Here is a 12,927-nt window from a genome sequence, read left to right as displayed (position 1 = left end):
GCATATTGTCAAATATTTTTTCGTAAAAGGAATAAAAAAAAAACCATTCTGTTAAAGTCTGATCTTTCATCCGCTTTTATTTTGTCCGCATCAAAAATATGGTCTAAACCTTTTGATTATTAACTATTAAATTATACTTTTGCCGCGCAAAATGTAAAGCAATATAAAGTCTAACACATTAAATTAAGACAATTCAATGATTGAAGAACAAAAAGAAAATGCTGAACAGAACGAAGTTACAGAAAACACTGAAGTTCAACAAGAAGTAAGCAAAGAAGAAGCAGCACCTGCCGAAGAAAAAGTACAGGAAAAACCACGTCAGGTCGATCCGGTGGCAGAAGCTGATGAAGACTTTGACTGGGAAAACCTGAGCAATAAAAAGAATGTTTACAGCGAATCGAAGCGCCAGGAGTTCGAATCACTTTACGACAATACACTTTCGACCATCCAGGAGAAAGAAGTAGTTGACGGCAGTGTTATTTCGATGAACAAACGCGAAGTTGTTGTTAACATTGGCTATAAGTCGGATGGTATTGTCAGTCTCAATGAATTCCGTTACAATCCTGAGTTATCTGTAGGCGATACCGTAGAAGTATACGTAGAAAGCCTTGAGGACAGAAAGGGACAATTAACACTTTCACACAAAAAAGCACGCGCACTCCGTTCATGGGATCGTGTAAACGAAGCCCTCGAAAAGGACGAAGTAATCAAAGGTTACATCAAGTGCCGCACCAAAGGTGGTATGATTGTCGATGTATTTGGCATTGAAGCCTTCCTTCCCGGCTCACAAATCGATGTGAAACCAATTCGCGACTACGATATTTATGTTGGCAAGAACATGGAATTCAAAGTGGTAAAAATCAACCACGAATTCCGCAACGTTGTTGTTTCACACAAAGCACTTATTGAAGCAGAACTGGAGCAACAGAAAAAAGAAATCATCTCGAAACTTGAGAAAGGTCAGATCCTTGAAGGTACCGTTAAAAACATCACTTCGTATGGTGTATTTATCGACCTGGGTGGCGTCGACGGCCTGATCCACATTACCGACCTGAGCTGGGGACGTGTTTCACACCCCAACGAAATTGTTGAGCTCGATCAAAAAATCAATGTGGTCATCCTCGACTTCGATGATGAGAAAAAACGCATTGCCCTTGGATTGAAACAACTCACTCCTCACCCATGGGACAACCTCGACACCGAACTTAAGGTAGGTGACACCGTAAAAGGCAAAGTAGTGGTACTGGCCGACTATGGTGCATTTGTTGAGATTGCTGCCGGAGTTGAAGGTCTGATCCACGTTTCAGAAATGAGCTGGAGCCAGCACCTGCGCAGTGCCCAGGACTTCCTGGCCGTTGGCGATGAGGTAGAAGCACAAATCCTGACACTCGACCGTGAAGAGCGCAAGATGTCACTGGGAATCAAACAACTTCACCCCGATCCATGGGAAAAAATCGAAGAGCTGTATGCTGTTGGTTCAAAACACAAGGCAAAAGTACGCAACTTCACCAACTTCGGTGTTTTTGTAGAAATTGTTGAAGGTGTTGACGGACTCATCCACATCAGCGACCTGAGCTGGACCAAAAAGATCAAACACCCTTCAGAATTCACTTCAATTGGTGAAGACATCGAAGTGGTTGTTCTTGACATCGACAAGGAAAACCGTCGTTTGAGCCTTGGTCACAAGCAACTCGAAGAAAACCCATGGGATGTATTCGAAACCATTTTTACTGTTGATTCGATCCACGAAGGAACCATTGTTGACCTGTTCGACAAAGGTGCTGTTATTGCCCTTCCATACGGTGTTGAAGGATTTGCAACTCCTCGTCACCTGACCAAGGAAGACGGATCGAATGTGGCAGTTGAAGACAAACTTCCATTCAAGGTGATTGAATTCTCAAAATCGGCCAAGCGCATCATCCTTTCCCACTCACGTGTTTGGGAAGATGTAAAACGCGCCGAAGAGAAAGACAGCAAACGCACACAAAATCAGCAAACTGCCAAGGCAATGAAGAACGTAAATGAAAACGTTGAAAAAACAACCCTTGGTGATATTTCTGATCTTGCTGCCTTGAAAACACAAATGGAAAAAGAAGAAAAAGACAAAAAGTAATTTTCTGTTTGGATTATTAAAACCGAAATTTGTACCTTGTTCGAGCTATGGATTACACAATTGATAAAAAAGGCAAATATGTAGTAGTTAGTACTACTGCTACTAAACTGAACACGACCAATGCGCCCGATCTGAAATCAGAATTCGTACTGATGACCAATGAAGGAACTAAAAATCTGGTTCTTAATCTGGAAAGTTGTGAGTATTGTGATTCGTCGGGGCTCAGTGCCATTTTGGTTGCCAATCGCCTTTGCGAACAGCTCGAAGGCAAATTTGTATTAACCGGTTTACAACCCGAAGTTGACAGTCTCATTAAGATTTCTTTGCTTGATACTATTTTAAATATCAAGGAAAGTCTGGATGAAGCAGAAGCCTGGATGGAAAAAGAAATTGAATAATCCTATCTTTGAGCATTAAAATGCTTCAAAGATGATACCATTCGAGTTAACCATATTAGGAACAAGTTCGGCACTGCCAACTTCTGAAAGATACCATACCGCTCATGTACTGAATGTACGTGAGCGGTTTTTTTTAATCGACTGCGGTGAAGGAACACAAATTCAGATGCGTAAATACGGAGTCAAATTCAGCCGTATCAATCACATCTTTATTTCCCACCTGCATGGCGATCATTTCTTCGGCCTTATCGGACTGCTGACCACCTATGTACTACTGGGACGAAAAAGCGATCTTCACATCTATGCCCACTCCGAACTGCCCGAAATACTGCAATCACAGCTGAAATTCCTGGGCGACGATATTGGCTATAATATTATCTGGCACCCGCTCAACTTTAAGCGTCCGCAACTGGTGCTTGAAAATGAAGTGCTGACAGTGACCTCATTTCCCGTAAAACACCGCATCGCTTGTTGCGGATTCCGCTTCACTGAAAAGCCAGCTGAATTAAATATTCGGAAAGAAAAAATCGATGCTTACCAGATCCCGCTTAAAGAAATTTATAAGATCAAGAAGGGAGAAGACTTTATCAAGCCCGAAGGCAGGGTGATTCCCAATAGTGAACTCACCTTGCCTGCTTACAAACAGCGAAGCTATTCTTTTTGCACCGACACTGCCTATTTGCCCGGTCTGAGTGAACAAGTGAATAAAAGCTCCCTGTTGTATCACGAAGCAACTTTCAGCAATGCCGATGAAAAAAGAGCACAGGAAACCTTTCATTCAACAGCCCGGCAAGCGGCCATGCTGGCTCGCGACTCCAATGTGGAACAACTATTACTCGGCCATTTCTCGGCACGCTACAAGGATGTCGGCTTTATGATAGAGGAAGCCCGGGAAGTATTCAAAAACACGGAAGCTGCCCGCGAAGGAATGGTAATTAAAATTCCTCAGCAACGGGAAAAATAGCACGCTGCTTAGTCTGATTTTGGGGAGCATTTAAGCTTTGAACTTTGTTAATCCCACTCAAGGATGCAGCCTGCCCACCTATTTGAATTCTTCATCGCCCTCACCGAAGAAGTGTTTGTCGAAGTTAACCAGGTATAAATTCGTTTTTGGACGTGTAAAAGCCGTATAAAACCAGCGCAGGTAATCGATGCCCAGCATTTCTTTGGTGAGATAGCCATGATCGATAAACACAGCATCCCATTGCCCCCCCTGTGCTTTGTGGCAGGTCACCGCATAGGCAAACTTTACCTGCAAGGCATTAAAATAAGGATCTTCCTTAATTTCCTTCCAGCGTTTGGCCTTACTTCCAATGTGCATATAATCTTCCTGCACGGCCTGATAAAGCCGTTGGCTGTCGTTGTAGGTAAACGATGCACTTTCGATATTCAGGGTATCGATAAAGATCTTGCATTCAAGCTCAACATCATCGTAATCGATAAATTGCAGTGTGACATTGGCAAAGCGAAATCCATACAGCTCTTCGTGCTTATGCACCCTCATCACCCGTGCAATGTCGCCGTTGGCAATAAAATCGAGCTTCCCGTCAGGGTCGGTCCAGTGATAGTTGTTTTTTACGATCATCAGCAAATCGCCATTGCTTAATTCCGACTCACGATAAAGAATGGACCCCCTGATTCCCTGATTAAACACATTGGCACGTTTATTCGACCTTGTAACCACAATGGTTTCCGACTCGCCATAACGGTCGTAACAGGCGCTGATGGTTTCTATCAGTTCTTCACCACTCACGCGGTACAGGTCAGGAAAGCGATCAATTGCAATGGAGAAAAAACTTCCGCTTATTTGTTCATCAATTAATTTCCGGATGGACGTTGCGTTAAAAAGAATACCCGAAGCTACAGCCTGTCTTACCACATCGCTTAATACAGCGCTAAAAACCTCCATTGAGTAGCCTTTCAACACTGTTTCGTCGAGTGCAGGACTTACATTGAGCCCAACAGGCGGCAACTGAGCCGTATCGCCCACCAACATCAGCCGGCAATTGTTACCATTGTATACATATTCTATCAAATCGTCGAGCAGTCGGCCGGTTCCGAACAAAGCCTGTTCTCCCGACTCATTCGAAATCATCGAAGCCTCGTCGACAATGAAGAGGGTATTCGAAGCTTTATTGTAATCGCGCACAAAACGCCCCATTCCGTCGTTATTCGATTGCTGACGATAAATTTTTTTATGAATGGTATATGCAGGCTTGCCGGCATATTGTGAAAGCACCTTGGCTGCGCGCCCGGTGGGAGCCATGAGTTCAGTCTTCACTTTGAAAAGTTTCAGGGCTTCGACCAGCGTGCTCACCAGCAGCGTTTTACCTGTCCCTGCATAGCCTTTCAGCAAAAACATACTGTACTGATCGTGCGTGTAAAGGAAGTGCGCAATGCCGTCGATTGCCCCCTGCTGACTGTTGGTTGGTTCAACAATTAATTTTTGGCGTATTATTTGCGATAGTTTCTTTTCAAACATATCCTCTAATTTAATTTTTATGAAGAAACATAATCTAATTTTTTTTATAAATTTGCAGGCATAGCACACAAAAACCTTTTAACATCATAATAATGAAACGAATTATCATTCAAGTTGTCTTAATTGCTTTAGCAGCTTTTTTGGCTTATCTGATCTGGGATACTATTCAGACTCCCATTGCATTTGAAAAAGAGAAAGATGCCAGGTATGAAGATGTGGTAGAAAGATTAAAAGACATTCGTAAAGCACAGCTGGCTTACAAAGATGTACACGAGAAATTTTCAGGCGATTGGGACTCACTCATTTCGTTTGTTAAGTATGATTCAGTTCCAAAAATTCGTAAAATCGGGATGTTAACCGACAGCATGATTGAAGCCGGGCTTGATGAAAGAGCTGCAATGGAAAAAGGACTGATAATTCGTGACACCATTAAAGCAAGCGTACTCGAAGAAACTTTTGGAAAGGAATATCCGATTGATAAAATCAGCACCATTCCGAATTCCGGTGGTCAGAAATTCTGGCTGGGGCAAACCACCATTGTTACCGGGTCGGGAGTAAGTGTACCTGTATTTGAAGCCCGGGCTCACAACAACCAGATCTTGGTTGAATTGAAAGATGAGTACGAACAGCAAATCATCAATTTGAATGAGCAGCGACGCAAAAACAGCCGTTACCCGGGATTGAAAGTTGGTTCGGTAAGCGAGCCCAACAACAACGCCGGTAACTGGGAATAACAGCACTTTGATGGAGCTTACATCCCTGCATATCGACGAAACTTTCGATATCAACGCTTGTCAAAAATACAGTCTATCCATCCAGTGTGCACTGGATGGATTTTCTTTTTCGGTACTTGACAACACAGTTGGTAAGTTCATCGTTATGGGTAAATCGCTCATGACAGCAGCTACTGCTTTTGAACTCAAAAACGAAATCAGTACACTGATCAGTTCAAACCGGGTTTTGCAGCAAAAATACCGAAAAACCAATGTGCTCTATTATGGGAGAAAGCTAACCATGGTTCCGGCTTCACTTTATGAACAGGAAGCAAAAGATGAACTCTTTGCATTCACCTATGGACATCAACGCGATGAGCTGGTTCTTGAACAAAGCTTAGCCGATAACAAATTCCTGTTGTGGTCGATACCCGGGGTTTTAGTCAAGCTGTTCAAAGAGCAGTTTCAGCATGTACGCTTTTTTTCACCCCTTGAGACCATGTTGCTTCATGCCCCCAAACTGCATTACGACAGAAACCTTCTGTTAATCGAACGTCACCATCACCAGCTTTATGTGTTGATGGTGAATGAACAAAGCCCTCAACTCATCAATGCCTTTTTTGTTAAAAACGATGCCGATTGTTTGTATTATATTTTGAGCACGCTCAAAGCACTGGGCACTAAAGCCCCCGAAGAACTACTAATTACAGGTGATACCTGGCAGACTACGGAGCTCAATCAGCTTCTCAGGGAATACATCCCGCGGGTTAAGACGGCCCGACTTCCGGCTCCCTATACCATCAGTTATACTTTCCTCGATGAAAGCGAAACTGCTTATCTTCCACTTTTAACCTTAGCCTTATGCGAATAATAGGAGGAAAATACAAAGGCCGGCTGTTTCATCCGGGAAAAAGTTTTAAAGCCCGACCAACAACCGACCTTGCACGCGAAGGTCTTTTTAATATCTTGAATAACCGGATTGACTTCGAAAGCATCAGGGTACTCGATTTGTTTGCAGGTACCGGCAGCATTGGTTTTGAATTTATTTCGAGGGGTTGTGACGATGTGACCATGGTTGAAGTGAATTTCAAACATGCCCAATTCATCAAATCGGTACTCAGGGAACTCGATGAAGTTGCCCGAATTTACCGCACTGATGTTTTCAGAATGATCGATGCAGAAAAAACGAAATTTGATCTGATTTTTGCAGATCCGCCCTACGACCATCCCCGCTTTGATGAAATACCCGAAAAAATACTGGAGAAGAACCTGCTTAGCGACGATGGAATCCTCATTGTTGAACACCCCAAAGAATTTAATTTCAGTAAACTTCCGGCTTACACCGAAACCCGTAAATACGGAAAGGTTCACTTTAGCTTTTTTGCAAAGCAATAGCAACAAGTAAAGCAACATCGTAACAGCATCTTCACCAACCTTCATTGTAAACCACAATCGACGATTTTTCATTTGTTGAAAATCCGGAACCAATTGAGCTAATATTTTTAGTATCTTGTCGCTGATTAAGCCAAAATAATCAGCCATGAATGAAAACACTATTCAGAAACTAAACCTATTGGCCGAATCGGCCAAGTACGATGTGTCCTGCTCATCGAGTGGAAACAGCAGAGCCAATCGGGGAAAAGGCATCGGAAATACGCTTTCGGCCGGCATCTGTCACAGTTTTACGGCCGACGGTCGGTGCATCAGTTTACTAAAAATACTGATGAGCAATCATTGTATTTACGATTGTGCCTATTGCATTAACCGCCGCAGCAACGATCATCAACGTGCCACCCTTACTCCGGAGGAGCTGGTCGACATTACCATTGGTTTTTACCGTCGCAACTACATCGAGGGGCTTTTTTTGAGTTCGGGTGTAATTAAAAATCCCGATTATACCATGGAACGCATGATGTTGGTGGCTAAGAAACTGCGCACCGAAGAGCGCTACAATGGTTACATTCATCTGAAAGCCATCCCGGGCGCCAGTGAACAACTGATTAACGAAGCCGGCAAATATGCCGACCGGATGAGTGTTAACATTGAGATCCCCACCAACCAGGAACTAAAAAAACTGGCTCCCGAAAAAAATCATGAAGAGGTATTTTTGCCAATGAACCGAATCAGCTCGGGGATCAATGAAAACCGCGAAGCACTAAAAAAATACCAGCATGCCCACCCCTTTGTTCCTGCCGGACAAAGCACTCAATTAATTGTTGGAGCAACGCCCGAAAGTGATCAGCAGATTCTGACCCTGGCAAGCAATCTTTACGAGCAGCAAAGACTAAAGCGGGTGTACTATTCGGGCTATCTGCCTGTTAACAGTTACGACAAACGGCTGCCGGTATTAAAGGAAGCTCCTCTGGTAAGAGAGAACCGGCTCTATCAGAGTGACTGGCTGATGCGTTTTTATCGTTTCAGCGCCAGCGAAATTGTGTCGGACGAACACCCCTTTCTCGATCTCGACGTAGATCCCAAGCTGGCGTATGCCCTGCGAAATTACCACCTGTATCCGGTCGATGTGAACCGTGCCGATTATGAAATGATACTGCGTGTTCCAGGCATTGGTGTACAATCGGCCCAGCGGATTATACAGGCACGACGCTTTGGAAAATTAACTGCCAGCCATTTGAAAAAAATTGGTGTGGTGATGAAGCGGGCTCAATATTTTATAACGAACAATGAATTGCCCCCTGCCCTGCACGACTACGATCCGGCGCGGCTAAAAGTACAACTATTAAGGGCTGATCGGCAAAAACGACTCCAGCCCGACACCCAGTTAAAATTATTTGACTTTACGGCTCAGCCAAACGCATTGTTGCTGGCCAACCGGGAGCGCTTTATTACACATTGATATTGACAGCCTGCAGCGGCTTGGGGCCGGACGGAGGCGGAAAGCGGGCCACGGGTTGCACCGCTGTTGAGCGGGCGGACAGGTGGCGACCAGCGGAAGCCGACTGCCCGCCCTGCGAAACAAGGGGCAACACGCGGCCACTTGCAGCCGAAGGCCGATTGGCCCCCCAAATAATAAAGACAGGAAACATGATTTTATTGTACGACGGAACTTTTGAGGGTTTTTTAAGCTTAATTTTTGAATGCTACGAACAGCGCATTGAACCTACAGAAATTGGTGCCAACAATTTGTTTCAGGTTACGATGTTCGCTGAAACCAGAACAATTGCCACGAACAAGGTGCATGCCGACAGGGTTTGGGATGCGTGGCAGCAAAAACTGAGCTGGCAGCTCGACCAGCTTCCATTCATGGCTTTTTTGTCGGGTGAAAGCGGAATCGAAATGCAGCTGTTTCGCTTTGCTCAGTTATCGTTCAACAGCAAAACGCCCATCGAAGGCAATTATGCCGACGAGCATGTGCTGGCCATTCGACAGGCAGCGCGCAGGGTGAGTCACGAAGCCATGCGTATGATTGAACTGGTGCGTTTTCAGCTTACCCGCGACGGGATTTATTTTTCGGCCATCAGTCCACGCTACGATGTGCTGCCCATGCTGCTGAAGCATTTTAAGGATCGTTTTGCCGATCAACAATGGTTGCTGTATGACCTGAAACGCGATTATGGCTTTTACTACAACCTTCGGAAAACGGAGGAAGTGATGCTGAACGAGCCCACGTTTAACCGCAGCGACGGAACACTTCAGGAATCGGCACTGCACGAAGGAGAAGTAAACTACCAGCGACTGTGGAAAAACTATTGCGAGCACATCACCATCATGGAGCGACTCAATCTGAAGTGCCAGAAAAACCACATGCCCCGGCGCTACTGGAAGTATTTGACGGAGAAAAGAACAAAAGGGTAAGTGATGAAAGGCGATTGGAAGCCATGGAAGGCAATCGGAGACAATAGAAAGAAATGGAAAATTTGGAGGTGCTGCTGCTCTCATTAACTGTTAATAACAATAAAGAAGATGAGGTGTTTCAATTTTACCTGATGTTGAAACTCATTTTCCTAAAGTTCGGGAGAAAATCTATTTATATTTGTAGTGATACACGATCAATTATTTATGCGTTGCCAATATTTGGTAAAAGCAAAATAAATAGTCTGAGTGTTAAAACGAAGTCCATCTACCTGAACCCAAAAACTTTTTCTATGAAACGAATCGTTTACAAAATAGTGTTGCTGCTGCTTTTTAGCGTGACGATTACCAACAGCTATGGACAAGGTGAAGTTAGCCGATTTATTTTTCTGGGACATTGTTATCAACACTGGAACAATGGTGGCCCCAGCCGTGTAGACGAAAGAGTGCAGCAGATGGATTTATCGAATTACGATGTCATCATGCTGGGTGGTGATGTCACTCCGGCCACCTTGTCGAAGTACAGCACCCTGGAGCATGTCGATGAGGTATTTGACGTAAAAAGTCAGAATACCCTCTGGGCACTTGGCAACCATGATTACCTGAATGGGAATGTCGACTGGTATCGCTTCTTAACCGGGCGAGAAACATTTTACAGCTACCACCATAAAGGAGTATCATTTTTTGTGTACGACTCGTCGCTCAATCCCTCCGATTGTGAGCAGTTGAATGCCCAGTACGAAATGCTGACCCAGTTTTGTGATACAATCAGTAAGTCATCGCAGTTCCTGTTGATTTTTCATCATGGAATCTGGAAAGATATTCCCGGAATAAAGAATCCAAGTCTGATCGGTCATACCCTTCTTACACACTATAATGCACATTGCAACAGTTCGGAAAGCACTTTTAAGGAAGCCATTTACCCCATGTTGGTGAAAGTACAGCAAAGGGGGATTGATGTTTACTGCATTATGGGAGATGCAGGATCGAACGGAACACACTATGCGCAACGTTCGGCCGACGGGATTACTTTTATGGCTTCGGGCTTAGAGAAGTCAAAGTATTTCAAACAAGCGGATGAATACGCGCTTCAACCCGACGATCGCTTTCTTGAATTCGAATTCTCTCAGTCGGAAAGAACGCTTAGCTACCAGTTTGTCAATCTCGATTCCTTACTCAATTCAGAAAATCGGTATTAAGCATCAACTGTCCCGAATGAATAAGCTCCGACTGATTGCTTATGCGGTACAAATACACTCCGTTGCTTAGCTCAAGGTCAGTACAGGTAAAGGGGACAGCCTCAATGTTGATTGACTTGACCACCTGCCCGGAAAAATTATAAAGCTGAAAGGTAAAAGGTCCTTTATAAAGCGGATCAATTTCGATGTGAAGGTAACTACTGGCCGGATTAGGATAAACCTTGGTTTCATTCATCTTTTTGATTTGAAGCTTATCAAATGCTTTTTGTTTTCCTTCGGAAGAAAATAGGGCCACGGCGGCCTGCTTTAGTTGTTGCCCGGCCGATACCGATCCTGTAATGATAATATCACCCGAAGAGTCACCAGCCAGGGCTACCCCTTCGTCACTTCCTGCCGAGCCCAGTCTTTTTTCCCAAAGTACCTCCCCCGAAAGATCACATTTTATTAGCAGCATATCAGCTCCGCTTTCACTTCCTTCGCTTTGCGATGTTCCTATCAAATACAGTTCATTGTTGTTCGACAAGAGCAAATCGTTTCCCTTGTCCCACAAAACGCCTCCAAAGGACTTGCTCCATAAAACATTGAAATCGTCATCCGTTTTTTGAAGAAACATATCGAAGCTGAGCGAATCGTTGTATTGTGTTGATCCAAACAGAAAAAACCCCCCACGGGGGTCTGCAACAATTCGCTTTATTTCGTCATGACCGTTGCCGCCCCAATCTTTCGAAAACAGCACTTCACCATTTTTATCAAGGCGATAAATCAAGAACTGGGCATCGTGATTCCGGTACTCCCAGCCTGTGCGGTAATAAAATCCCCCCAGCGTTCCACAAAGCAGCAAATCACCATTTTCGGCTTCCAGCACATCGAAAGCATAATCATAAATATTCGAGCCGATTGCTTTTCTCCATAACGTTTTTCCCTCGCTGCTATGACATGAAATAAACAGGTCCAAAAGAGGTGACTTATTTTCGGCAAAGCCCAAAGTTATCAGCTGACCGTTTCGTGTTTCAATGGATTTATATCCTTTATCCACTCCCCCATTGTCGATGCGCATATCTGAGACAATCTTCCCGTCGTCATCGATAATCAGTACATGCATGTCTAAACTTCGTTCGCCGAAACAGGTACCTGTCAGTGCAAAATTGCCATTTTTAAGGGGTGTAATATGGTTTGCTTCCATTGCATGCTCACTTTGATAAGTGTGTTGCCAAAGCATACTTCCATTTTTTTTGAAGCGCGCATAATAAGAGGTTCTTTGACTGAATCTGCTTTTTTGAACTTCGGCCAGCAGGATCAGATCGCCGTTGGATGTTGTACATACCGATTTACCCAGATCGTTGGCCAGATCGCCAATCAAAATGAGTGAATCACTTTGTGAAAATGATGCAGCACTTAAGCCAAAGAAGATACTGACCAGAAACAGTTTGAAAAAAGTCATTTTTAAAATTTGGGAGTCAACAAATAAACAAATCAGGCATTAAGCATGCGTGATGAAAAAAACAGCTGATAAATACAAACGCCCAGAACAAGAACAGCCATTACAATGGCAGCACCCATAATAAGCGGGTAATCGCTTTGTCGTTTGATGGCAATGCCTGCAAAAGCCCAGGCAACAGAGAGCCCGACAAAGGGATTGTTCATTTTAACAAGTGTAATGATTCCGATTAACATGCCGGCCGTCATCATTATCAGCGCCCAGCTTTGTTCCGAAATACCCCATCCGCCCCAGTTGTAATTCACCAATACTGCGGTAACATTGGCAATGGTAGCAATGCATATCCAACCCAGGTAAACACCGAACGCAGCTTTTACCCAGCCATAATTTAAAGCGCTAATTCGCTGATTGATGAGTAGAAGTGTTAGCAACATTCCGGCCATTACCAGCAAAGACAGCGGCAGGCGCTGATAGTGCCAGGCAATAATCCATAGTCCGTTGAAAAGCGAGCTGATGGCAAAGAGCCATCCAATATCACTTGCAACTTTCGAATAAGCAGGGAAAAATTGCAGCACAACATAAAGCGCCAGCAACAGATAAATCACCCCCCAGATGGAGAAAGTAATTCCGGCCGGAACAAACAAATTGGGATAAGCATCAGACAATTCGCCGGTGGTTTTTCCGTTAAGCGGCAGGGCATTGGCTAAATAGTTCATAACAATCATGAACACAAAAAGCAGCGAAGTGATCAATTTTACAAGCATCTGTTCTTCA

At 44.1% G+C, this 12,927-nt stretch carries 12 protein-coding genes; 9 read left to right on the top strand and 3 right to left on the bottom strand.

Annotated elements, in window-relative coordinates; genetic code table 11:
* The first annotated feature begins 196 nt into the window (after positions 1-196).
* From rpsA to FHS86_RS03430, 3 genes are read left to right on the top strand one after another with little or no spacing between them, the layout of a single operon-like run.
* Positions 197-2,113, top strand: coding sequence for a 30S ribosomal protein S1 (gene rpsA / locus FHS86_RS03440; RefSeq protein ID WP_429411166.1), 1,917 nt, complete (start codon positions 197-199; stop codon positions 2,111-2,113).
* 47 nt (positions 2,114-2,160) lie between these two features.
* Positions 2,161-2,511, top strand: a complete 351-nt coding sequence (locus FHS86_RS03435; protein WP_429411164.1) for an STAS domain-containing protein — start codon at positions 2,161-2,163, stop codon at positions 2,509-2,511.
* 31 nt (positions 2,512-2,542) lie between these two features.
* Entirely contained in the window at positions 2,543-3,475 is a 933-nt protein-coding gene (locus FHS86_RS03430; protein WP_429411162.1) for a ribonuclease Z, read from the top strand.
* A 78-nt stretch (positions 3,476-3,553) separates the two neighbouring features.
* Here the strand turns inward: FHS86_RS03430 and FHS86_RS03425 are convergent, their stop codons facing one another.
* Positions 3,554-4,993, bottom strand: a complete 1,440-nt coding sequence (locus FHS86_RS03425) for an ATP-dependent DNA helicase (RefSeq protein WP_429411160.1) — start codon at positions 4,991-4,993, stop codon at positions 3,554-3,556.
* A gap of 92 nt (positions 4,994-5,085) precedes the next feature.
* Between FHS86_RS03425 and FHS86_RS03420 the strand changes: the two genes are divergently transcribed.
* The 6 genes from FHS86_RS03420 to FHS86_RS03395 all read left to right on the top strand — a co-directional run bounded on the left by FHS86_RS03420 (position 5,086) and on the right by FHS86_RS03395 (position 10,715).
* Positions 5,086-5,727 carry a hypothetical protein gene (locus FHS86_RS03420; protein WP_429411157.1) on the top strand — a complete coding sequence of 214 codons (642 nt, stop codon included), beginning with the start codon at positions 5,086-5,088 and terminating at the stop codon, positions 5,725-5,727.
* 10 nt (positions 5,728-5,737) lie between these two features.
* Positions 5,738-6,577 carry a DUF3822 family protein gene (locus tag FHS86_RS03415; RefSeq protein ID WP_429411155.1) on the top strand — a complete coding sequence of 280 codons (840 nt, stop codon included), beginning with the start codon at positions 5,738-5,740 and terminating at the stop codon, positions 6,575-6,577.
* Positions 6,568-7,101 carry a 16S rRNA (guanine(966)-N(2))-methyltransferase RsmD gene (gene rsmD / locus FHS86_RS03410; protein WP_429411153.1) on the top strand — a complete coding sequence of 178 codons (534 nt, stop codon included), beginning with the start codon at positions 6,568-6,570 and terminating at the stop codon, positions 7,099-7,101. Before FHS86_RS03415 ends, rsmD begins: the two co-directional genes overlap by 10 nt.
* Positions 7,102-7,246: 145 nt before the next feature.
* Positions 7,247-8,560, top strand: coding sequence for a putative DNA modification/repair radical SAM protein (locus FHS86_RS03405; RefSeq protein WP_429411151.1), 1,314 nt, complete (start codon positions 7,247-7,249; stop codon positions 8,558-8,560).
* 188 nt (positions 8,561-8,748) lie between these two features.
* Positions 8,749-9,519, top strand: coding sequence for a TIGR03915 family putative DNA repair protein (locus FHS86_RS03400; RefSeq protein WP_429411150.1), 771 nt, complete (start codon positions 8,749-8,751; stop codon positions 9,517-9,519).
* A 290-nt stretch (positions 9,520-9,809) separates the two neighbouring features.
* Positions 9,810-10,715 carry a metallophosphoesterase family protein gene (locus tag FHS86_RS03395; RefSeq protein ID WP_429411149.1) on the top strand — a complete coding sequence of 302 codons (906 nt, stop codon included), beginning with the start codon at positions 9,810-9,812 and terminating at the stop codon, positions 10,713-10,715.
* Here FHS86_RS03395 and FHS86_RS03390 read toward each other — a convergent pair.
* Both FHS86_RS03390 and FHS86_RS03385 read right to left on the bottom strand, forming a co-directional pair.
* Complete coding sequence (locus FHS86_RS03390; protein WP_429411147.1) at positions 10,693-12,156, bottom strand: T9SS type A sorting domain-containing protein; 1,464 nt, start codon at positions 12,154-12,156, stop codon at positions 10,693-10,695. The genes FHS86_RS03395 and FHS86_RS03390 overlap by 23 nt on opposite strands.
* 32 nt (positions 12,157-12,188) lie before the next feature.
* Complete coding sequence (locus FHS86_RS03385; protein WP_429411145.1) at positions 12,189-12,917, bottom strand: hypothetical protein; 729 nt, start codon at positions 12,915-12,917, stop codon at positions 12,189-12,191.
* Positions 12,918-12,927 lie beyond the last annotated feature (10 nt).

Origin of the sequence: Roseimarinus sediminis, assembly GCF_050433125.1 — a bacterium.
GTDB lineage: Bacteria > Bacteroidota > Bacteroidia > Bacteroidales > Prolixibacteraceae > Roseimarinus > Roseimarinus sediminis.
Note: the sequence above shows the minus strand (reverse complement) of the source record. Positions and strands in the feature narration are given on the sequence as shown.

Coding starts and splice junctions, on each gene's coding strand:
- FHS86_RS03430 (WP_429411162.1), top strand. CDS start 2,543: ATGATACCATTCGAGTTAACCATATTAGGAACAAGTTCGGCACTGCCA.
- FHS86_RS03400 (WP_429411150.1), top strand. CDS start 8,749: ATGATTTTATTGTACGACGGAACTTTTGAGGGTTTTTTAAGCTTAATT.
- FHS86_RS03425 (WP_429411160.1), bottom strand. CDS start 4,993: ATGTTTGAAAAGAAACTATCGCAAATAATACGCCAAAAATTAATTGTT.
- FHS86_RS03435 (WP_429411164.1), top strand. CDS start 2,161: ATGGATTACACAATTGATAAAAAAGGCAAATATGTAGTAGTTAGTACT.
- FHS86_RS03395 (WP_429411149.1), top strand. CDS start 9,810: ATGAAACGAATCGTTTACAAAATAGTGTTGCTGCTGCTTTTTAGCGTG.
- rsmD (WP_429411153.1), top strand. CDS start 6,568: ATGCGAATAATAGGAGGAAAATACAAAGGCCGGCTGTTTCATCCGGGA.
- FHS86_RS03385 (WP_429411145.1), bottom strand. CDS start 12,917: ATGCTTGTAAAATTGATCACTTCGCTGCTTTTTGTGTTCATGATTGTT.
- FHS86_RS03415 (WP_429411155.1), top strand. CDS start 5,738: ATGGAGCTTACATCCCTGCATATCGACGAAACTTTCGATATCAACGCT.
- FHS86_RS03390 (WP_429411147.1), bottom strand. CDS start 12,156: ATGACTTTTTTCAAACTGTTTCTGGTCAGTATCTTCTTTGGCTTAAGT.
- FHS86_RS03405 (WP_429411151.1), top strand. CDS start 7,247: ATGAATGAAAACACTATTCAGAAACTAAACCTATTGGCCGAATCGGCC.
- FHS86_RS03420 (WP_429411157.1), top strand. CDS start 5,086: ATGAAACGAATTATCATTCAAGTTGTCTTAATTGCTTTAGCAGCTTTT.
- rpsA (WP_429411166.1), top strand. CDS start 197: ATGATTGAAGAACAAAAAGAAAATGCTGAACAGAACGAAGTTACAGAA.